Source organism: Pseudomonas putida, from assembly GCF_003228315.1.
GTDB lineage: Bacteria > Pseudomonadota > Gammaproteobacteria > Pseudomonadales > Pseudomonadaceae > Aquipseudomonas > Aquipseudomonas putida_S.
The window spans coordinates 3,266,364-3,286,569 of sequence record NZ_CP029693.1; the positions used below are offsets into that span (position 1 = coordinate 3,266,364).

At 59.7% G+C, this 20,206-nt stretch carries 20 protein-coding genes and 1 tRNA gene; 14 read left to right on the plus strand and 7 right to left on the minus strand.

Translation table 11 applies throughout. From position 1 onward, the window contains the following. The first annotated feature begins 185 nt into the window (after nt 1-185). From DKY63_RS15175 to DKY63_RS15200, 6 genes are all read left to right on the plus strand, one after another. Nucleotides 186-1,172 (plus strand): NAD(P)/FAD-dependent oxidoreductase, encoded by a 987-nt coding sequence (locus DKY63_RS15175; RefSeq protein ID WP_110964853.1) that lies wholly within the window; start codon nt 186-188, stop codon nt 1,170-1,172. Nucleotides 1,173-1,309: 137 nt separating this feature from the next. Then, a complete protein-coding gene (locus tag DKY63_RS15180) occupies nt 1,310-2,269 on the plus strand; it encodes a YbgA family protein (RefSeq protein WP_110964854.1) in 960 nt (319 codons plus the stop codon). Then, nucleotides 2,269-3,210 (plus strand): MerR family transcriptional regulator, encoded by a 942-nt coding sequence (locus DKY63_RS15185; protein ID WP_110964855.1) that lies wholly within the window; start codon nt 2,269-2,271, stop codon nt 3,208-3,210. Before DKY63_RS15180 ends, DKY63_RS15185 begins: the two co-directional genes overlap by 1 nt. Nucleotides 3,211-3,223: 13 nt before the next feature. Next, nucleotides 3,224-4,669: a deoxyribodipyrimidine photo-lyase gene (gene phrB / locus DKY63_RS15190; protein ID WP_110967931.1), complete on the plus strand. Its 1,446-nt coding sequence runs from the start codon at nt 3,224-3,226 to the stop codon at nt 4,667-4,669. Between the two features lie 81 nt (nt 4,670-4,750). Continuing rightward, nucleotides 4,751-5,533, plus strand: a complete 783-nt coding sequence (locus DKY63_RS15195) for an SDR family NAD(P)-dependent oxidoreductase (RefSeq protein WP_110964856.1) — start codon at nt 4,751-4,753, stop codon at nt 5,531-5,533. A gap of 79 nt (nt 5,534-5,612) precedes the next feature. Continuing rightward, nucleotides 5,613-5,918 carry a YkgJ family cysteine cluster protein gene (locus DKY63_RS15200; protein WP_110964857.1) on the plus strand — a complete coding sequence of 102 codons (306 nt, stop codon included), beginning with the start codon at nt 5,613-5,615 and terminating at the stop codon, nt 5,916-5,918. Between the two features lie 130 nt (nt 5,919-6,048). Here the strand turns inward: DKY63_RS15200 and DKY63_RS15210 are convergent, their stop codons facing one another. From DKY63_RS15210 to hemA, 6 genes are all read right to left on the minus strand, one after another. Continuing rightward, on the minus strand, nt 6,049-6,567 hold the full coding sequence (locus DKY63_RS15210; protein ID WP_110964859.1) for an acyloxyacyl hydrolase: 519 nt from the start codon (nt 6,565-6,567) through the stop codon (nt 6,049-6,051). Between the two features lie 110 nt (nt 6,568-6,677). Beyond that, entirely contained in the window at nt 6,678-7,469 is a 792-nt protein-coding gene (murI, locus tag DKY63_RS15215; RefSeq protein WP_110964860.1) for a glutamate racemase, read from the minus strand. Next, the gene (locus DKY63_RS15220; protein ID WP_110964861.1) at nt 7,462-8,217 is read right to left on the minus strand and encodes a molybdopterin-synthase adenylyltransferase MoeB; all 756 of its coding nucleotides are present in this window, start codon (nt 8,215-8,217) and stop codon (nt 7,462-7,464) included. Before DKY63_RS15220 ends, murI begins: the two co-directional genes overlap by 8 nt. Then, nucleotides 8,211-9,041 carry a peptide chain release factor N(5)-glutamine methyltransferase gene (gene prmC, locus DKY63_RS15225; protein ID WP_110964862.1) on the minus strand — a complete coding sequence of 277 codons (831 nt, stop codon included), beginning with the start codon at nt 9,039-9,041 and terminating at the stop codon, nt 8,211-8,213. Before prmC ends, DKY63_RS15220 begins: the two co-directional genes overlap by 7 nt. After that, nucleotides 9,042-10,124 (minus strand): peptide chain release factor 1, encoded by a 1,083-nt coding sequence (gene prfA / locus DKY63_RS15230; RefSeq protein WP_110964863.1) that lies wholly within the window; start codon nt 10,122-10,124, stop codon nt 9,042-9,044. Next, nucleotides 10,121-11,410, minus strand: coding sequence for a glutamyl-tRNA reductase (gene hemA, locus DKY63_RS15235; RefSeq protein ID WP_110964864.1), 1,290 nt, complete (start codon nt 11,408-11,410; stop codon nt 10,121-10,123). The genes prfA and hemA overlap by 4 nt, the downstream gene beginning before the upstream one ends. A gap of 237 nt (nt 11,411-11,647) precedes the next feature. Here hemA and DKY63_RS15240 point away from each other — a divergent pair, with 237 nt between their 5' ends. The 8 genes from DKY63_RS15240 to ychF all read left to right on the plus strand — a co-directional run bounded on the left by DKY63_RS15240 (nt 11,648) and on the right by ychF (nt 18,561). Continuing rightward, nucleotides 11,648-13,372 (plus strand): tetratricopeptide repeat protein, encoded by a 1,725-nt coding sequence (locus DKY63_RS15240; RefSeq protein ID WP_110964865.1) that lies wholly within the window; start codon nt 11,648-11,650, stop codon nt 13,370-13,372. Nucleotides 13,373-13,376: 4 nt separating this feature from the next. Next, nucleotides 13,377-13,994, plus strand: a complete 618-nt coding sequence (lolB, locus tag DKY63_RS15245; protein WP_110964866.1) for a lipoprotein insertase outer membrane protein LolB — start codon at nt 13,377-13,379, stop codon at nt 13,992-13,994. A gap of 1 nt (nt 13,995) precedes the next feature. Further along, on the plus strand, nt 13,996-14,847 hold the full coding sequence (ispE, locus tag DKY63_RS15250; RefSeq protein ID WP_110964867.1) for a 4-(cytidine 5'-diphospho)-2-C-methyl-D-erythritol kinase: 852 nt from the start codon (nt 13,996-13,998) through the stop codon (nt 14,845-14,847). Between the two features lie 36 nt (nt 14,848-14,883). Beyond that, a tRNA-Gln gene (locus DKY63_RS15255) sits at nt 14,884-14,958 on the plus strand. A gap of 47 nt (nt 14,959-15,005) precedes the next feature. Beyond that, entirely contained in the window at nt 15,006-15,947 is a 942-nt protein-coding gene (locus DKY63_RS15260) for a ribose-phosphate pyrophosphokinase (RefSeq protein ID WP_003171603.1), read from the plus strand. A gap of 140 nt (nt 15,948-16,087) precedes the next feature. Beyond that, complete coding sequence (locus DKY63_RS15265) at nt 16,088-16,684, plus strand: 50S ribosomal protein L25/general stress protein Ctc (protein ID WP_110964868.1); 597 nt, start codon at nt 16,088-16,090, stop codon at nt 16,682-16,684. Nucleotides 16,685-16,853: 169 nt separating this feature from the next. Continuing rightward, nucleotides 16,854-17,438 (plus strand): aminoacyl-tRNA hydrolase, encoded by a 585-nt coding sequence (gene pth, locus DKY63_RS15270; RefSeq protein ID WP_020799735.1) that lies wholly within the window; start codon nt 16,854-16,856, stop codon nt 17,436-17,438. Nucleotides 17,439-17,460: 22 nt separating this feature from the next. After that, the gene (gene ychF, locus DKY63_RS15275; RefSeq protein ID WP_110964869.1) at nt 17,461-18,561 is read left to right on the plus strand and encodes a redox-regulated ATPase YchF; all 1,101 of its coding nucleotides are present in this window, start codon (nt 17,461-17,463) and stop codon (nt 18,559-18,561) included. 179 nt (nt 18,562-18,740) lie between these two features. On the opposite strand, the gene DKY63_RS15280 is transcribed toward ychF, so the two are convergent. Then, complete coding sequence (locus DKY63_RS15280; RefSeq protein ID WP_110964870.1) at nt 18,741-19,958, minus strand: MFS transporter; 1,218 nt, start codon at nt 19,956-19,958, stop codon at nt 18,741-18,743. Between the last annotated feature and the right edge of the window lie 248 nt (nt 19,959-20,206).

Consider the following 20,206-nt stretch of genomic DNA (forward strand, 5'->3'; position numbering starts at 1 on the left):
GGCGTTTTACCTTGATCACTAGTCTATTTTTATAAGCAAGGGATCTTTGATATCGGGCAGCCTCTGTGTTTAACAATAGGTCAAGCTGTCGGAACGAGAACGCGAGAAGTTGTACCTAATAACAAAATTGTACAGGTTTTAACCCCCGCGTAGTCTGTACAGAAAGAAAGGTAAACGAGGCCCTTATGACTGTACCTATCGCAATCATCGGCACCGGCATTGCCGGGCTCTCAGCCGCTCAAGCCCTGACGGACGCAGGGCATGTCGTGCAGCTTTTTGACAAAAGCCGCGGCAGTGGCGGGCGCATGTCGAGCAAGCGCAGCGATGCGGGTGCCCTGGACATGGGGGCGCAATACTTCACCGCGCGCGACCGCCGCTTCGTCACTGAAGTCCAGCGCTGGCAAGCCAACGGCTGGGTCGCCGAGTGGACGCCGCAGCTGTACACCTACCACGGTGGCCGGCTCGATCTGTCGCCGGACGAACAGACGCGCTGGGTCGGTACGCCGCGCATGAGCGCGATCACCCGCGCCCTGCTCGGCGATCTCGAAGTGCATTTCGCCTGCCGGATCACCGAGGTGTATCGCGGTGAAGAACACTGGCATCTGCAGGACGCCGAAGGCTTTACCCACGGCCCCTTCAGTCACGTCGTGATCGCCACGCCCGCCCCGCAGGCAACCGCGCTGCTGGCCTCGGCGCCGAAGCTCGCCGGTGCCGCCGCCGGGGTGAAAATGGACCCGACCTGGGCCGTTGCCCTGGCGTTCGAAACCCCGTTGGAAACGCCCATGGAAGGTTGCTTCCTGCAAGACAGCCCGCTCGACTGGCTGGCGCGCAATCGTAGCAAACCCGGGCGCGACAACACCCTGGACACTTGGGTACTGCACGCCACCAGCGCCTGGAGCCGCCAGCACATCGATCTGCCGAAAGAGGCCGTGATCGAGCAATTGCACGGAGCCTTCGCCGAACTGCTGCACAGCGCCATGCCCGCGCCGACCTTCAGCCTCGCCCACCGCTGGCTCTACGCCCGCCCCAACAGCAATCACGAATGGGGCACCCTGGCCGATGCCGATCTGGGCCTGTATGCGTGTGGTGACTGGTGTCTGTCGGGGCGGGTGGAGGGTGCATGGCTCAGCGGCCAGGAGGCTGCCCGCCGTTTGCATGAGCATTTGCAGTAACCCTCTGTAGGGGCTGCCGAAGGCCGCTCCTACATAAACTTGTACAAAAAATTTGACTTGCACACCTTTGAATCTATGATGAACCCAAGTTGTACAGATACCAAAAGCTGTACAGGTTTTGATTCCGAGGTGCTTCCATGCCCCTGCCCGCCACCAAACCGAAAATCGCCATCAGCGCCTGCCTGATGGGCGCCGAGGTGCGCTACAACGGTGGACACAAGGCATCACGACTGTGCCGCCAAACACTTTCCGACTACTTCGATTTCGTGCCGGTCTGCCCGGAAGTGGCCATCGGCCTGGGCATTCCCCGTGAACCGATCCGGCTGGTGGGTGATGTGGACCAGCCCCAGGCAATCGGTACGGTCACTCCCCAGCTCAACGTCACCCGGCCACTGGCCGAATACGGCCAACACATGGCGGTGGAACTGGACGATATCTGCGGCTACATCTTCATGCAGCAGTCACCATCCTGTGGACTGGAGCGGGTCAAGGTCTACCACGCTAACGGCGCACTGCTGGACCGTGGCGGCCAGGGCATCTACGCCCGGGCCTTTTGCGCGTCGCGTCCCGATTTGCCGGTGGAGGAAGACGGACGGCTGAACGACCCGGTCCTGCGGGAAAACTTCCTCACCCGCGTATTCGCTTTCCACGCCTGGCAGCAACTGCTGCAAGAAGGTTTGAGCCGTCGCGGCCTCACCGACTTTCATTCGCGCTACAAGTACCTGCTGATGGCGCATAACCCGGTGCAATACAAAACACTGGGCAACCTGCTGGGCAACATGGGCCGCACTGATCCACGAACACTGGGTCCGCGTTACTTCAGCGAACTGATGACAGCCCTGAAACGCTGCGCCACGCGAGGCACGCACACCAACGTCCTGCAACACCTCAGCGGTTATCTGAAACAGGCGATCAGCGCCGAGGATAAACAGGAAGTGCAGCACGTCATTGGCCAGTATCGTCACGGCATCGTGCCGCTGGTGGTGCCGCTGACGCTGCTCAAGCATCACTTTCGCCAACACCCTGATCCCTACATTGCGCAGCAGGTCTACCTGCAGCCGCACCCGGAAAACCTCAGTTTGCGAAACGCCATTTGATGAACGCCCGACCCGACAGCAGCGCCAGCGAAGACCTGGGCGCGGACTTTCGCAAAGCCCTCGACGAAGGCTGGCTTCCTATTCGAGAAGTGGCCCGTAAGACGGGGGTGAACGCCATCACCCTGCGCGCCTGGGAACGCCGCTATGGCTTGATCGTGCCGCAGCGCACGCCCAAGGGGCACCGGCTGTTCTCGGCCGAACATGTGCAACGCATCCTGACTATTCTGACCTGGCTCAATCGTGGTGTCGCCGTCAGCCAGGTCAAGCCATTGCTCGACACTCCGCAGGCCATCAGCGGCCCCGTGGAAAACGATTGGCAACGGTTGCGCCAGACTCTTTTGCAAGCGGTTACGCATCTGGCCGAGCGCACCCTGGACGACACCATCAACCAGAACATCGCGCTGTACCCGCCGCGAACCTTGTGCGAGCACCTGCTGATGCCCTTGCTGGCGGATCTGGAGCAACGCTGGCAAGGCCAGTTTGGCGCCCAGGTGGAGCGCGTATTTTTTTATTCCTGGCTACGCAGCAAATTCGGCGCGCGCATCTACCATAACAACCGCCAGCTAAACACTTCGCCCCTGTTATTGATCAATCACTCGGACCTGCCACTGGAACCGCATCTGTGGCTCACCGCCTGGCTGATCAGCAGCGCCGATTGTCCGGTGCAAGTGTTCGACTGGCCGCTGCCCGCCGGAGAACTGGCGCTGGCGGTGGACCATCTGCAACCCCGGGGCGTGCTGCTGTATTCCAGCAAAGCCATGAACCTTGCGCAGTTGACGAAACTTTTGAATGGCGTCAACTGCCCAAAAATGATCGCCGGACCAACGGTGTGCATCCACCACGCCGAGTTGTCCGAAAGAACTGCCGTGATTGCTGAGTTGTACCTGGCCCAAGACCCGTTGCTGGCACACCAGGCACTCATTCGGCACGGGTTGATTTGATATGGACGTCTGCATGCAATTGATCTGGCTGCGCTGCGACTTGCGCGTAAACGACAACACCGCCCTCTCGGCCGCCGCCGCGGCAGGCCCCTGCGTGGCGGTGTATCTGTTGAGCCCCGGGCAATGGCTGGAACACGACGATGCGCCGTGCAAAGTGGACTTCTGGCTACGCAATCTGGCGCATCTGAGCCAGGCGCTGGGCGAGCTGAACATTCCCCTGTTGATCCGCTCGGCCGACCACTGGGATCAGGCGCCAGAGGTACTGCTGGAGTTGTGCCGGCAACTGAAGATCGACGCCGTGCATTTCAACGAGGAATACGGCATCCACGAAAGCCAGCGCGACACGGCAGTGACCGACACGCTGCAAGGCGAAGGTATTGCCGTTCACCGTTATCTCGATCAACTGCTGTTCCGGCCTGGCAGCGTGCTGACCAAAACCGGCACGTACTTCCAGGTTTTCAGTCAGTTTCGCAAGGTCTGTTACGAACGCCTGCACCATTCCTTGCCCGGTCTGGTTAAAGCACCCAGAGCGCAAAAGCCGGTGAAGGTTGCCAGCGACGAGATCCCGACCCGGATCGAGGGCTTTGCCCCTCCCACCGAGCACCTGCGCCGGATGTGGCCCGCCGGCGAGGTTGAAGCAAGACGGCGCCTCGACAGTTTCACAGACGCCCAGATCGACCACTACCAGGCCGAGCGGGACTTCCCGGCCAAACCCGGCACCAGCCAACTGTCGGCCTATCTCGCCACCGGCGTGATTTCCCCGCGCCAGTGCCTGCACGCGGCATTGCAGAGCAATCAGGGGGAGTTTGAAAGCGGCAAGGTCGGCGCGGTGACCTGGATCAATGAACTGCTGTGGCGCGAGTTCTACAAACACATCCTGGTGGGCTACCCAAGGGTGTCCCGCCACCGTGCATTCCGCCCGGAAACCGAAGCCCTGGCCTGGCGCGATGCGCCTGATGAGCTTGCCGCCTGGCAGGAGGCCCGCACCGGCCTGCCGATTATTGACGCGGCCATGCGTCAGTTGCTGGAAACCGGCTGGATGCACAATCGCCTGCGCATGATTGTGGCCATGTTCCTGACCAAAAACCTGCTGATCGACTGGCGCGAAGGCGAGCGCTTTTTCATGCGTCACCTGATTGATGGCGACCTGGCCGCCAATAATGGCGGCTGGCAATGGAGTTCATCGACCGGCACCGACTCAGCGCCTTACTTCCGCATATTCAACCCGTTGAGCCAGTCGGAAAAATTCGACGCTCAAGGCGTGTTCATCAAGGCATGGCTGCCGGAACTGGCGGGGCTGAACAAAAAAGAAGTCCATAACCCGGATGTCGGTGGCCTCTTCGGGGTCGCGGATTACCCGCCGCCGATTGTCGATCTGCATGCCTCCCGTGCCCGAGCCCTCGCCGCGTTCAAGAACCTGCCGCCACGTCAGAGCGCCGGAGGTGAACATGGATACTAATTGGCGACTCGCCGGGTTACTGTTTTTGGAATTTTTATCGATATGGGATCGGGGCAACCCTCGATCGAGAAGGAGCACGGGATGAGCCTTACGCCCCCACGACGATATTGGCTGACAGGCGCAAGTAATGGCCTGGGCGCCTCGCTGGCTGAAGAAATACTGAAAACCGGTGCCCATCTGGCCGTCACTTCACGTTCGCTGGCGCCTTTGAAAGTCTTGTCTCAACGGTATCCGGGGCAAGTGCTGGTGCTGGCTGGCGATATGACCGACAGTCAGACCGTGCGCGAGACCGGCGAGCAGATTGCCGAGATCTGGGGATCCCTGGATACGTTGATTCTCAATGCCGGCACCTGCGAATACGTGGATGCCAAACAGTTCGATGCCTCGATCGTCGAACATGTTGTACGCACCAACCTGCTTGCCAGCAGCTATTGCGTCGAAGCTGCGTTGCCGCTGTTGCGCGCCGGAACTGCACCGCACTTGGTCGGCCTGGCCAGCCCGGTCACCTACCTGCCGCTCCCGCGAGCGGAGGCTTATGGCAACTCCAGAGCCGGCTTGCGCTACCTGTTCGAGTCCATGCGCCTGGACGTTGCATCAGATGGAGTCGAAGTCACCGTGGTCAGCCCCGGCGCTCCCGACACCCCGCCAGCTGCCAAAAAAGACCCATCGGCCCCTTTCCTCTGGCCGGCCGCCAAAGCCGCACGCTACATCTTTGAAAAACTCAAAAACCGCCCGTTGGAAATTCACTTTGCAGGGACGACTGTCGCCGAGCTGTGGCCGATGGCGAAATTGCCGTGCAAGACAGAACTGACTATCGGCAAAAGCATGGTGCGCAGCAGTCCACCGATCATGGACTCACCGTGAGTAGCGCCATAAAGGCACGCGCCTGAGCGTCCGTCAGAGCGTTCACACACTGTCGACGGCGTGCCTTACACTGCGCGCCATGAAAACCATTCCCCATCTGCAAATTGCCGAGCCGGCCGTGACGTGTTCGACCTGCGCGGCTTGCTGCTGCCAGCTCGAAGTGATGCTGATCACCGATACGGGCGTGCCCGAGCGCTATGTCGATACCGATGAGTGGGGCGGGGAAGTCATGCTGCGCCTGGATGACGGCTGGTGTGCCGCGCTGGATCGCGACACGATGATGTGCACCATCTATGAAAAACGCCCGCTGATCTGTCGGGAGTTCGAAATGGGCGCGCCAGAATGCCTTGAAGAACGCGAGGGGATTTCGACGGCGTATCGCTGAAATCCATCACGCAGCCCCCCTGTAGGAGCGAGCCTGCTCGCGATGGACTTCAGGACGCCGCGGGGTCTCAGATTCCCAGCGTTATCGTTGACGACCATCGCGAGCAGGCTCGCTCTTACAAGGGCCAGCGTTACAACGGCATTGTGTAATGCAACGCGTAACTTTCTACACCGTCGTTGCTGTCGCTGAGTCCGGCATTGGAGTAGTGCGTTGCACGGATGCCAACTTCATGACCGCCGGCAAAACGCAGTCCAAAGCCGAACCGGTCTTCGAACTGGAAAGCACCGCCGATATTGTTGTCTTCAAGTCTGGTGTGAGAGAACACTGCCACGCCAATCCCTGCCTCGATGTAGGGTTTGACACTCTGTCCGGCAAACTCATAAACGAATACCGGGGAGAAGGACAGGCTGTTATTGCTGGAGGTCTTGTCACCTTCCCAATAGGTATAAGCGCCGCTCCAATAGCCGGTCAGTCGACCGACATCGCTCTGCCACCAACTCTTGTCCCAATCGAATTGCATGCCCAGTCGATAAGTCATGGTCGAATCACTGGTTTGACCGACCCCGAACTCCACCCCTGCCGCCTGTGCCGTAAAACTTTGCCCCATCAATGCAGCCGCAATCGCGGCCAAGCAGAATAGTCGCTTCATAGAAACATCCTTTTCCGAACGATTTCGTTTGGTTTTATTGTTGCTTGACGCTCACAGCTATAGAAGTCGACGGTAAATCAGAAGTTCACCTCTTTTTTAGTTGCCCCCAACTACCTTTCAAAGCTTCGCACAACACCGCCGTTATGCCACAGGATCGGCAATATATTTGTGAAATGTTCGGGATCGGCGCTGCTCCAGAATTGCGCCGCTTGCGCAGGCCCTTCGGCGAGCAGTTCGCGCTCGGCCAGCAAGCGTTGAAGTTGCCGTGCAACAGCGGCGCCGGTGTCGATCAGGCTGATGTCATCAGGGATCATCTGCTTGAGCAGTGGCTTGAGAAAAGGGTAATGGGTGCAGCCAAGAATGATGGTATCGGCGCCTGCGGCAAGTAGCGGCCGTACGTAGTGTTCCAGTAACTGGCGCAAGGCCGGGCTGTGCAGATCACCACTCTCGATGAGTTCTACCAGCCCGGGACAAGGCTGGGTGATGACCTGCACATCGTTGGCGAAACGGTCGAGCAGCGCCGCAAAGCGGGCACTCTGCAGCGTGCCTGTCGTCGCCAGCACACCGACCACGCCACTGCGGGTGGCGGCCGCGGCCGGCTTGACCGCGGGCTCCATGCCGACGATGGGCCACTGGGGATAGTCGCGTCGCAGGTTGGCCACGCCCGCCACCGTTGCGGTGTTGCAGGCCAGCACCAGCGCCTTGGCACCCTGCTGCTGGAAAAAATCGGCGATGACGCTGCAACGCTGCTGGATGAATTCCGGGGTTTTCTCGCCGTAGGGAATGTTCCCGCAATCGGCAACGTACAAAAGCGATTCGTTGGGCAGCAAGCGCTGGATTTCGGCCAGCACCGATAGCCCGCCGACTCCGGAATCGAACACGCCAATCGGCGCTTCACGCATGCGTTGGCCCACAGACCGTGCAGCCCGGATCCCGCTTGACTCGCAACTCACGGAAACGCGAGCCCAGTGCATCGATCAGCAACAAGCGCCCCACCAGCGGCTCGCCGAATCCGGCCAGCAACTTCAGCGCTTCGAGCGCCTGCAAACTGCCCACCAGGCCTACCAGCGGGCCGACCACACCGGCCTCACTGCAGGTCAATTCGGCCTCGCTGCCGTGCCCGTACAAACAGTGATAACACGGACTTTCCGGGCGGCGCGGGTCGAACACCGACAACTGCCCTTCCAGGCGAATCGCCGCGCCGCTGACCAGTGGTTTGCCCGCCGCTACGCAAGCGGCATTGACCGCTTCACGAGTGGAAAAGTTGTCGGAACAGTCGAGGACCAGATCCACGCCGGCCACGACCGCCGCCAGCGAGTCTTCATCCAGCGCGGCGCGATGGGCGACCAGCCGGACCTCGGGATTGATTGCTGTCAGGCGCTTGATCGCCGAATCGACTTTGGTCGCGCCGACGCTGTCGGTGTCGTGAATGATCTGGCGTTGCAGATTGGTCAGGTCGACCGTATCGAAGTCCGCCAGGTGCAATTCGCCAACACCTGCCGCCGCGAGATACAGCGCCACCGGAGCGCCGAGACCACCAAGGCCGACGATCAGCACGCGGCTGTCCTTGAGCCGCAACTGACCGTCGATGTCGATGTGCGCCAACAGGATCTGTCGGCTGTAACGCAGCAACTCCTGATCATTCAGCACGGCAGGCGCCCCAGACTGATGCGTTGGTGGCCGCCCAGGTCGGTGCGGCTGTGGACTTCTTCAAAGCCGCGGGTCAGCAGCAGGTCGCGCACGGCTTCGGCCTGATCGTAACCGTGTTCGAGCATCAACCAGCCGCCGGCCTCCAGATGATCCGGCGCCTGGGCAACGATCAACCGCAGATCGTCGAGCCCGTCGACACCCGCCACCAAGGCGCTGGCCGGTTCGAAACGCACATCACCTTCGACCAGATGCGGATCCGCCGCGGCGATGTAGGGCGGGTTGCTGATGATCAACTCAAAACGCTGGCCTTGCAGCGCACTGAACCAATGGCTGCTCAGTACTGTGGCGTTGGTCAGATTCAGGCGTTGGCGGTTGCGCTCGGCCAGGGCCACGGCTTCCAGCACGCGGTCCACGGCAGTGACCTTCCACGCCGGACGCTCGCTGGCCAGAGCGAGAGCAATGGCACCGCTTCCGGTGCCGAGGTCCAATACTTTTGCGGGCGTGGCCGGCAGCAATTCGAGTGCGGCCTCCACCAGCAATTCGGTGTCGGGGCGCGGGATCAGCGTGTGCGGCGCAACTTCCAGGTCAAGCTTCCAGAAACCTTGCTGACCCAGGATGTAGGCCACTGGCTCACCGCTGCGACGACGCTGCAGATAGCTGGTGAAGGTCAATGCCGCTTCACTCGGGACGATACGTTCCGGCCACGTGTGCAAAAAACTGCGGGACTTGCCCAACGCCGCCGCCAGCAACAACTCGGCATCCAGACGCGCCGTGGGCGAGTCAGGCAAATCGGCGGCACGCAACAGACTGGCGATGATCGTCATTTACTCACCTATCGCTGCCAGTTGATCGGCCTGATATTCGGCCAGCAGCGGCTCGATTACGGCTTCCACACCGCCGGCGAGGATTTCGTCGAGGGAGTACAGGGTCAGGTTGACCCGGTGATCGGTCACGCGACCCTGGGCAAAGTTGTAGGTACGGATACGCTCGGAACGGTCACCGGAGCCCACCAGCAACTTGCGCTCGCTGGCGATGGCATTGGCGGCGGCGCTGGTCTGCTGATCGTTGAGCTTGGCCGACAGCCAGGCCATCGCCCGCGCACGGTTCTTGTGCTGCGAACGTTCCTCCTGGCACTCGACCACGATGCCGGACGGCAAGTGGGTGATGCGGATCGCCGAGTCGGTCTTGTTGACGTGCTGACCGCCGGCACCGGAAGAACGGTAGGTATCGATCCGCAGGTCCGCCGGGTTGATCTCGATCGCTTCCTGCTCGTCCGGCTCAGGCAGAACAGCCACGGTGCAGGCGGATGTATGGATTCGCCCCTGGGACTCGGTCGCCGGAACGCGCTGTACGCGATGGGCGCCGGACTCGAATTTCAACTTGCCGTAGACATTCTCGCCTTCGACCCGGGCGATGACCTCTTTGTAGCCGCCGTGCTCACCCTCGTTTTCCGAGAGGATTTCCACGCGCCAGCCACGACGCTCGGCGTAGCGTGAATACATGCGGAACAGGTCGCCGGAGAAAATCGCCGCCTCGTCACCACCGGTGCCGGCGCGGATTTCGAGGAACACATTGCGTCCGTCGTTCGGATCCTTGGGCAGCAACATGCGTTGCAGGCTGGCTTCCAGTTCGACCAGTTGCTCCTTGGCTTCGCGGACTTCTTCCACGGCCATCTCGCGCATGTCCGGGTCGCTGTCCTTGAGCAGTGCCTGCGCACCTTCGAGGTCGCCCTGCACTTTGACCAACTGTTTATAGGTTTCGACAATCGGCTCGACTTCCGCGTACTCCTTGGAATAGGTGCGGAATTTGGCCTGATCGGAAATGACTTCGCCGTCGCCCAGCAAGGCGGTCAATTCTTCGAAACGATCCTGGAGGACATCCAGCTTATTGAGCAGTGACGCTTTCATTGCGGTTTCTTTTCCGAAAAGCTTTCCGATGAGCCCTCATTGAGGGCAAAGAGTTCCTGGGCCATCGCCAGCGCATCGAGGCGCCCTTCGGCAGAGAGCTTTTTCAGTTGCACGCTCGGGGCGTGCAACAGTTTGTTGGTCAGGCCTCGGGCCAGTTGCACCAGCACCTCTTCGGCGCTGCCGCCATTGGCCAGCAGGCGCTGGGCCTTTTGCAGTTCTTCGTCGCGCAAGCGCTCGCTCTGTTGACGATACGCCTTGAGCACGTCCACCGCCGCCAGTTCGCGCAGGCGGACCATGAAATCCTCGGCACCGACCGAGACCATCTCTTCCGCGGCCTGCGCGGCGCCCTGACGGCTCTTGAGGTTCTCGGCGACCACTTCGTGGAGATCGTCGACGCTATAGAGGTAAACGTCGTCCAACTCGCCGACTTCAGGTTCGATATCGCGAGGAACGGCGATATCCACCATGAAGATCGGCTTGTGCTTGCGCAGCTTCAGGGCACTTTCCACGGCACCCTTGCCGAGAATTGGCAATTGGCTGGCGGTCGAACTGATCACGATGTCGCTGCGCACCAGTTCCGCTGGAATGTCGGACAACAGCACGGCATGCGCACCGAACTGTTCGGCCAGGGTGCTGGCGCGCTCCAGCGTGCGGTTGGCCACGACGATGCGTTTGACCCCGAGGTCATGCAGGTGGCGGGCGACCAGGGTGATGGTCTCGCCGGCGCCGATCAGCAAAGCCTGGCTGCGTTGCAGGTCGCTGAAAATCTGTTTCGCCAGGCTGACCGCGGCAAACGCCACGGAGACCGGGTTTTCACCGATGGCGGTGTCGGTACGCACTTGCTTGGCGGCGTTGAACGTGGCCTGGAACAGCCGCCCGAGCAAAGGCCCGATGGTACCGGCCTCGCGGGCCACAGCGTAGGCCGATTTCATCTGGCCGAGAATCTGCGGTTCGCCCAGCACCAGCGAGTCGAGCCCGGAAGCGACGCGCATCATGTGACGAACTGCCGCATCATCTTCGTGCACATAACTGCTCGCGCGCAGCTCTTCGAGGCTCAATTGATGATATTCGGCCAGCCAGCGCAGCACGATATCGGCCGACAGGTGATCCTGTTCTATATAGAGTTCGCTGCGATTGCAGGTGGAGAGGATCGCAGCTTCGCGGCTGTCGGTGAGTCGGCAGAGCTGCTGCAAGGCCTCAACCAGCTGCTCAGGGGTAAAGGCCACGCGCTCGCGGACGTCTACTGAAGCAGTCTTATGGTTAATACCGAGTGCGAGGAAGGCCATTCAAAGTCGCTGATGGTGACGTGAAGCCGGCAATTGTCCTACTTCGAAAGAGTCAGGACAACTACTCGATATCTATAGCTTTGGTAGAGATTGCCGACGATTGCGAGCCGTTCTCGTTTGTACGACCGCGGCACTCCTGCCTCAATCCGCGAATCCGGTAAATTGCCGGGCCGGTTATGTTTGACCGAAAGCTTGTGTCATGATGATCCGACCGCAGGTTAGTCGTCCTCTTCCTATATGAATAGATCTTCCGCGTTGCTCCTCGCTTTTGTCTTCCTCACCGGCTGTCAGGCCCTGGCCCCGACGTCGTCGGACGGCACCTCGACGGCCGAAGACAGCACCCCGGCACCTGAAAAGCCCAAGGTTTACAGCTCGTTCAGCGAAGACACGGTCTTTAGTCTGTTGAGCGCCGAACTGGCAGGCCAGCGCAATCGCTTTGACATTGCTCTGGACAACTACGTGACCCAGGCGATCAACACCCAGGATCCGGGCGTTTCCGAACGTGCATTTCGCATTGCCGAATACCTGGGTGCCGACCAGCCTGCCCTGGACACTGCGCTGATCTGGGCCAAAAACGCCCCGGATGACCTGGAAGCTCAACGCGCTGCTGCGGTGCAACTGGCGCGGGCCGGGCGCTATGACGACTCCATGGTCTATATGGAGAAGGTTCTGCAAGGCAAGGGCGACACCCATTTCGATTTCCTCGCCCTGTCCGCGGCTGACACCGACCAGGACACCCGCAACGGCTTGATGAAGAGCTTCGACCGTTTATTGCAGCGCCATCCGAACAACGGCCAGCTGATCTTCGGCAAAGCCTTGCTGCTGCAACAGGACGGCGACTCCCGAGGCGCGCTGACCCTTCTGGAAAACAATCCGCCGGATGACGGTGAAATAGCACCGATTCTGCTGCGTGCACGCCTGCTGCAATCCCTGGGTCGCAGTGATGAAGCCCTGCCGCTGCTGCAAAAAAGCATCAAGAAGTACCCGGACGACAAGCGCTTGCGCCTGACCTACGCCCGTATGCTGGTTGAACAGGACCGCATGGATGACGCCAAGGCCGAGTTCTCCAGCCTCGTCCAGCAGTACCCGGATGACGACGAGTTGCGTTATTCCCTGGCACTGGTCTGCCTGGAAGCCAAGGCCTGGGATGAAGCCAAAGGCTACCTCGAGGACCTTATCGCCCGGGAAAGCCATGTCGACTCGGCACACCTGAACCTCGGCCGTATCGCCGAAGAGCGTAACGACCCACAGGGCGCGTTGATCGAGTACGGCAAGGTCGGTCCGGGCAACGACTATCTGCCGGCACAGTTGCGCCAGGCCGACATCCTGATGAATAACGGCAAGACTGCCGAAGCCCAAAGCAAGCTGGCGGCCCAGCGCGATGAACAACCGGATTACGCGATCCAGCTTTACCTGATCGAAGCCGAAACCCTGGCCGCCAACAAACAGGGCGACAAGGCCTGGCAGGTTCTGCAAAAGGCGCTGCAGCAGTACCCGGATGATCCGAACCTGCTGTACACCCGAGCCATGCAAGCGGAAAAACGTAACGACCTTGCGCAGATGGAAAAAGACCTGCGCCTGATCATCAAGCGCGATCCGGACAACGCGATGGCACTTAACGCCCTCGGTTATACCTTGTCCGATCGCACGACCCGTTATGCCGAGGCCAAGGCCCTGATCGAGCAGGCACACCAGATCAATCCGGAAGACCCGGCGGTGCTCGACAGCCTCGGCTGGGTGAATTTCCGCCTGGGTAATCTTGATGAAGCGGAGCGCTTGCTGCGCCAGGCCCTGGACCGTTTCCCGGATCAGGAAGTCGCCGCGCACCTCGGTGAAGTCCTGTGGGCCAGCGGCAAACAGCGCGAAGCCCGGCAAATCTGGGACAAGTTCCTCAAGGCACAACCCGACAGCCCTATCCTGCGCAGCACCATCAAGCGCCTGACCGGTTCAGAGACTCTTTAAGATTATGTTTTTGCGTCACATCATCGCCTTCAGCTTCATCGCCCTGCTCGCCGGTTGCGCGGGTTTCGGTGCCCGCGAATCAGTCGAGGGCCACGGCAACCCTGCTCAATGGCGCGAACACAAAGAGCAACTGACCAACCTTGATGGCTGGCAGATCGACGGCAAGATCGGCATCCGCGCGCCGAAAGACTCGGGCAGCGGCACGCTGTTCTGGCTGCAGCGCCAGGATTACTACGACATCCGTCTCTCCGGGCCTTTGGGTCGCGGCGCTGCTCGGCTGACCGGCCGCCCGGGTAAAGTGTCGCTGGAAGTCGCCAACCAGGGACGCTATGAAGCGCCGACGCCGGATGCCTTGCTCGAAGAACAGCTGGGCTGGAAGCTGCCGGTTTCCAACCTGGCCTGGTGGGTCCGCGGCCTTCCGGCGCCGGACAGCAAAAGCCGTTTGACCCTGGACGGCGACAGTCGCCTGGCCAGCCTCGAACAGGACGGCTGGCAGGTTGAATACACGGCCTACACAGAGCAAAACGGCTACTGGCTGCCCGAGCGAATCAAGCTGCACGGCAGTGACCTTGATGTCACGCTGGTGATCAAGACCTGGCAGCCGCGCAAGCTGGGGATATGACATGCCGACCGCTCGCCTGACCCTGCCCGCCCCGGCCAAACTCAATCTGATGCTGCACATTCTTGGTCGCCGTGAAGACGGCTACCACGAACTGCAGACGCTGTTTCAGTTTCTCGATTACGGCGACGAACTCACCTTTGCCCTGCGCGAAGACGGGGTGATTCAACTGCATACCGAGTTCGAAGGCGTCCCTCACGACAGCAATCTGATCGTGAAGGCGGCGAGAAAACTTCAGGAACAATCGGGCTGCACGCTCGGTATTGATATCTGGATCGATAAAGTCCTGCCCATGGGCGGCGGGATCGGTGGCGGCAGCTCGAATGCCGCGACGACCTTGCTGGGCCTCAATCATCTCTGGCAACTGGACTGGAATGAAGACCAACTGGCCGCGCTGGGCCTGACGCTGGGGGCCGACGTTCCGGTTTTCGTTCGTGGTCATGCGGCTTTTGCCGAAGGCGTGGGGGAGAAACTGACCCCGGTTGAGCCCGAAGAACCCTGGTACGTCGTACTGGTGCCGCAAGTCTCTGTAAGCACAGCAGAAATTTTTTCCGATCCGTTGTTGACACGTAACACGCCGCCCATTAAAGTGCGCCCCGTTCCCGAGGGAAACAGTCGAAACGACTGCTTGCCGGTGGTATCAAGACGTTATCCAGAAGTACGTAACGCCTTGAATTTGTTAGGTAAATTTACCGAAGCAAAACTCACCGGAACTGGAAGTTGTGTGTTTGGGGGCTTCCCAAGCAAAGCTGAAGCTGATAAAGTCTCGGCCCTTCTTACAGAGACCCTTACAGGTTTTGTAGCAAAAGGAAGCAACGTTTCGATGTTGCATCGCAAGCTTCAAAGTCTGCTCTAAAGGAACCGAGTACCGGGTACTCGTTGCAACAGATACAGGGGCGTCGCCAAGCGGTAAGGCAGCAGGTTTTGATCCTGCCATGCGTTGGTTCGAATCCAGCCGCCCCTGCCATTTTCCTATACTCATCCAGGTATACCCTCAGCCTTCAGGTACTGCGCGTGTCCAAGATGATGGTCTTTACGGGGAACGCTAACCCCGATCTGGCTCGGCGTGTCGTACGTCAGCTGCATATCCCTCTCGGTGACATCTCTGTCGGTAAATTCTCCGACGGCGAAATTACAGCCGAGATCAATGAAAACGTTCGCGGTAAAGACGTCTTCATTATTCAGCCGACTTGCGCTCCGACCAACGATAACCTGATGGAACTGGTAGTGATGGCTGATGCCTTCCGCCGCTCCTCGGCTACTCGTATCACTGCTGTTATTCCTTACTTTGGTTATGCCCGTCAGGATCGCCGTCCGCGTTCCGCACGTGTGGCTATCAGCGCGAAAGTCGTTGCTGACATGCTCACCGTAGTCGGCATCGACCGTGTTCTCACGGTTGATCTGCATGCTGACCAGATTCAGGGCTTCTTCGATATTCCGGTAGATAACATCTACGGCTCCCCGGTTCTGGTGGATGACATCGAAGATCAGCGCTTCGAAAACCTGATGATCGTGTCCCCGGACATTGGCGGCGTCGTGCGTGCACGTGCCGTTGCCAAATCCCTGGGCGTGGATCTCGGGATCATCGACAAACGCCGTGAGAAAGCCAATCACTCTGAAGTGATGCATATCATCGGTGATGTCGAAGGGCGTACCTGCATCCTGGTCGATGACATGGTCGATACCGCCGGCACCCTGTGCCACGCGGCCAAGGCCTTGAAAGAGCATGGCGCTGCCAAGGTTTTCGCCTACTGCACGCACCCTGTGCTGTCGGGTCGGGCGATCGAAAACATTGAAAATTCCGTGCTGGACGAGCTGGTGGTGACCAACACCATCCCGCTGTCCGCTGCAGCACAAGCCTGTGCGCGTATCCGTCAACTGGATATCGCACCGGTAGTTGCCGAGGCGGTCCGCCGCATCAGCAATGAAGAATCGATCAGCGCGATGTTCCGCTAAGGGCCCTGCCCTTCTCGAACACCCCGTTGACGAAAAGCGCCCCGCCCCGGCATCCCTGCCGGGGCGGGGCTTTTTTGCCCATACCGTGCCTGGCGCTGGTCGCAAACGCCTGCCGGTGATGGCTATTTTGGAGATACAAAATGACTGAATTTACTCTGAACGCTCAAGCGCGTACTGACCTGGGGAAAGGTGCGAGCCGCCGCCTGCGTCACGCTCTGAACATCCCTGCCGTTGTATACGGTGGCAACAAGCCTGCTGAATCCGTGACCATCCTGGCCAAGGAAATCGCCAAGCTGTTCGAAAACGAAGCAGCTTTCAGCCACGTTATCGAGCTGAACGTCGACGGCACCAAGCAGAACGTTGTTGTTAAAGCGATGCAGCGTCACCCAGCCAAGCAATTCATCATGCACGCTGACTTCGTGCGCGTTGTTGCTGGCCAGAAACTGACCGCTAAAGTACCGGTTCACTTCATCAACGAAGAAGCTCCGGTCAAGAAAGGCGGCGAGATCTCCCACGTTGTGAACGAGATCGAAGTTTCCTGCGAAGCCAAGGATCTGCCTGAATTCATCGAAGTCGACCTGGCTAACGCCGAAGTCGGCGCGATCATTCACCTGTCCGACCTCAAAGCCCCTAAAGGCGTTGAGTTCGTTGCTCTGGCACACGGCGATGACAAGGCAGTTGCCAACGTCCACGCTCCACGTGTTGCTCCAGAAGCTGCAGAAGGCGCTGCAGAGTAATTTCACTCTGTACGCCGGAGTGAAGGAAACATCGCGGACTGGAACGTAGCGAGAAAGCGGGCGGGAACGCGGAGTTTACATTCATGGTAAATGAGCATTTTTCGTCCACTTTCGCCGCTTGCACTGCTCGCGGCGATGTTATCCACCACTTCAAGGAAGGGCCCCTATCGTGACTGCCATAAAACTGATCGTTGGCCTGGGTAATCCAGGCGCCGAATACGAACAGACCCGGCATAACGCAGGGGCCCTTTTTGTTGAGCGCATCGCGAACGCACAAGGCGTAAACCTTGTGGCGGACCGCAAATATTTCGGCCTGACCGGGCGCTTTTCGCATCAGGGTCAGGATGTTCGTCTGTTGATTCCCACCACCTACATGAACCGCAGCGGCCAGGCCGTGGCGGCACTCGCCGGTTTCTTCCGCATCAAGCCCGAAGAAATCCTGGTGGCGCATGACGAACTCGACCTGCCTCCGGGCGTTGCCAAACTCAAGGTTGGCGGCGGCCATGGCGGTCACAACGGGTTGCGCGACATCATTGCGCAATTGGGCAATCAGAATACGTTCCACCGCTTGCGACTTGGCATTGGCCATCCGGGCGTAGCCAGTATGGTTTCAAACTTCGTCCTGGGTCGTGCGCCACGCGCCGAACAGGAAAAACTCGATGCCAGCATCGACTTTGCCCTCGGCGTGCTGCCGGATATCCTCGCCGGTGAATGGAACCGCGCGATGAAAAACCTGCACAGCCAGAAGGCCTGACTCTTACCCGAGGGGAAACACCATGGGATTCAATTGCGGCATCGTCGGCCTGCCTAACGTCGGCAAGTCCACCCTGTTCAACGCCCTGACCAAATCCGGTATCGCGGCCGAGAACTTCCCCTTCTGCACCATCGAGCCCAACAGCGGTATCGTGCCGATGCCGGATTCGCGCCTGGATGCCCTGGCAGCCATCGTCAATCCAAAGCGCATCCTGCCGACCACCATGGAATTCGTCGACATCGCCGGCCTGGTTGCCGGTGCATCGAAAGGTGAAGGCCTGGGTAACAAGTTCCTGGCCAACATCCGCGAAACCGACGCCATCGCTCACGTGGTCCGCTGCTTCGAAGACGAGAACGTGATTCACGTCTCCAACAGCGTCGACCCGAAACGCGACATCGAAATCATCGACCTGGAACTGATCTTCGCCGACCTGGACAGCTGCGAGAAGCAACTGCAGAAAGTCGCGCGCAACGCCAAGGGCGGTGACAAGGACGCAGTGGTCCAGAAAGGTCTGCTGGAGCAACTGATTGCTCACTTCACCGAAGGCAAACCGGCGCGCAGCCTGATGAAGAACATGAGCACCGACGAGAAAGCGGTGATCAAGGGCTTCCACCTGCTGACCACCAAGCCGGTCATGTACATCGCCAACGTGGCTGAAGACGGCTTCGAGAACAACCCGCACCTGGACGTGGTCAAGGCCATCGCCGAAGAAGAAGGCGCCGTGGTTGTTCCGGTCTGCAACAAGATCGAAGCGGAAATCGCCGAACTGGATGACGGCGAAGAAAAAGACATGTTCCTCGAAGCCCTGGGCCTTGAAGAACCAGGTCTGAACCGCGTGATCCGTGCCGGTTACGAAATGCTGCACCTGCAGACCTACTTCACCGCCGGTGTCGAAGAAGTCCGCGCCTGGACCGTCCGCGTCGGTGCCACCGCACCACAAGCCGCTGGCGTGATCCACACCGACTTCGAAAAAGGCTTCATCCGCGCCGAAGTGATCGCCTACAACGACTTCATCCAGTACAAGGGTGAAGCCGGTGCCAAGGAAGCCGGCAAATGGCGCCTGGAAGGCAAGGACTACATCGTTAAAGATGGCGACGTGATGCACTTCCGCTTCAACGTGTAAGACACACCGCCCACAAAAAAGCCGCGTTTGATACGCGGCTTTTTTGTGCCTGAAATATTCGCTAGCCACACCACCGATCAACTGTAGGAGCGAGCCTGCTCGCGATGGTGTGTCAGTCAGCACTTTGTTATCTGATACACCATCGCGAGCAGGCTCGCTCCTACAGTGGATGGATTTGATCAGGCCTTTTTGGTACGCGGCAGGAAGATTGCCAGCACACCCAGCAACGGCAAGAACGAGCACAGGAAGTACACATATTCGATCCCGTGAATATCCGCCAGATGCCCCAGCAGTGCCGCCCCGATCCCGCCGAAGCCGAACATCAACCCGAAGAACACCCCGGCAATCATCCCCACATTGCCCGGCACCAGTTCCTGGGCATACACCACGATGGCCGAGAACGCCGACGCCAGAATGAAGCCGATGACCACGCTGAGAATGCTGGTCCAGAACAGGTCGACATGGGGCAAGACCAGGGTAAAAGGTGCCACGCCGAGGATCGAGAACCAGATCACCGCCTTGCGCCCGATCCTGTCGCCGATCGGCCCGCCAAAGAAGGTCCCCGCCGCGACCGCGCCGAGAAACAGGAACAGGTGCAGCTGTGAACTGGCCACCGAGAGGTCGAACTTTTCGATCAGGTAGAAGGTGAAGTAGCTGGTGAAACTGGCCATGTAGAAGTACTTGGAAAACACCAGCAGCCCCAGCACCACCAGCGCGCTGATCACCCGCCCACGAGACAGGCCGTGAGTCGCCGCCTGGCCCTTTTTGAGCTTGAACAGGCTCAAGTGATTGGCGTACCAGCGGCTGATCCGATAGAGCACGAACAGCGCGAACACAGCAAACAACCCGAACCAGGCCACATGCCCCTGGCCGTAAGGAATGATGATCGCCGCGGCCAGCAATGGACCGAAGGCCGAGCCCGCATTACCGCCGACCTGGAAGGTCGATTGCGCCAGCCCGAAACGCCCGCCAGAGGCCAGCCGCGCGACCCGGGATGCTTCCGGGTGAAAAGTCGAGGAACCGATGCCGATCAGCCCCGCCGCCAGCAGAATCAACGGGAAACTGCCCACCACCGACATCATCAGAATGCCGATCAACGTGCAGACCGTACCGGCCGGTAGCAGCCACGGCTTGGGATGGCGGTCGGTGTGATAACCCACCCAGGGTTGCAGCAGCGAGGCGGTCAATTGAAAGGTCAGCGTGATCAGGCCGACCTGAGTAAAGGTCAGGCCGTAACTGGCCTTGAGCATCGGATAGATCGACGGCAGTACCGATTGAATCAAGTCGTTGATCAAGTGCGCCAGCGCCACCGCGCCAATGATCCGCATGACCAGAGGACTGCTTTGTGAACTGGCAGGCGCCGACGTAGCGGCGGATTGGGCATTGCTGATAGCCATGGGGATTTCCGGACAACAGAGGGTGCACACAGGCAGGTGCGTCAATGTGCCATTTTTCCGTGCATCAACGCCATCCCCTTAGCCTGCTAACGACTTGGATGTTCATTGACAGAGCGTTGATAGCCCTTAGCCATGGTCTGAATCTTGCCTTGCTTCTCCACTTCAACGCGGCCCCCTTACAAAGGGGACCGAGAATGGGAAGTTTCGCCACAGAGTCGGCCTACAGAGCTGACGAGGGTGACTTTTCG

Bases quoted from the DNA above. Each gene is read 5' to 3' on its own strand.
- DKY63_RS15175 (WP_110964853.1), top strand. From the start codon at position 186: ATGACTGTACCTATCGCAATCATCGGCACCGGCATTGCCGGGCTCTCA.
- DKY63_RS15180 (WP_110964854.1), top strand. From the start codon at position 1,310: ATGCCCCTGCCCGCCACCAAACCGAAAATCGCCATCAGCGCCTGCCTG.
- DKY63_RS15185 (WP_110964855.1), top strand. From the start codon at position 2,269: ATGAACGCCCGACCCGACAGCAGCGCCAGCGAAGACCTGGGCGCGGAC.
- phrB (WP_110967931.1), top strand. From the start codon at position 3,224: ATGCAATTGATCTGGCTGCGCTGCGACTTGCGCGTAAACGACAACACC.
- DKY63_RS15195 (WP_110964856.1), top strand. From the start codon at position 4,751: ATGAGCCTTACGCCCCCACGACGATATTGGCTGACAGGCGCAAGTAAT.
- DKY63_RS15200 (WP_110964857.1), top strand. From the start codon at position 5,613: ATGAAAACCATTCCCCATCTGCAAATTGCCGAGCCGGCCGTGACGTGT.
- DKY63_RS15210 (WP_110964859.1), bottom strand. From the start codon at position 6,567: ATGAAGCGACTATTCTGCTTGGCCGCGATTGCGGCTGCATTGATGGGG.
- murI (WP_110964860.1), bottom strand. From the start codon at position 7,469: ATGCGTGAAGCGCCGATTGGCGTGTTCGATTCCGGAGTCGGCGGGCTA.
- prmC (WP_110964862.1), bottom strand. From the start codon at position 9,041: ATGACGATCATCGCCAGTCTGTTGCGTGCCGCCGATTTGCCTGACTCG.
- prfA (WP_110964863.1), bottom strand. From the start codon at position 10,124: ATGAAAGCGTCACTGCTCAATAAGCTGGATGTCCTCCAGGATCGTTTC.
- hemA (WP_110964864.1), bottom strand. From the start codon at position 11,410: ATGGCCTTCCTCGCACTCGGTATTAACCATAAGACTGCTTCAGTAGAC.
- DKY63_RS15240 (WP_110964865.1), top strand. From the start codon at position 11,648: ATGAATAGATCTTCCGCGTTGCTCCTCGCTTTTGTCTTCCTCACCGGC.
- lolB (WP_110964866.1), top strand. From the start codon at position 13,377: ATGTTTTTGCGTCACATCATCGCCTTCAGCTTCATCGCCCTGCTCGCC.
- ispE (WP_110964867.1), top strand. From the start codon at position 13,996: ATGCCGACCGCTCGCCTGACCCTGCCCGCCCCGGCCAAACTCAATCTG.
- DKY63_RS15265 (WP_110964868.1), top strand. From the start codon at position 16,088: ATGACTGAATTTACTCTGAACGCTCAAGCGCGTACTGACCTGGGGAAA.
- ychF (WP_110964869.1), top strand. From the start codon at position 17,461: ATGGGATTCAATTGCGGCATCGTCGGCCTGCCTAACGTCGGCAAGTCC.
- DKY63_RS15280 (WP_110964870.1), bottom strand. From the start codon at position 19,958: ATGGCTATCAGCAATGCCCAATCCGCCGCTACGTCGGCGCCTGCCAGT.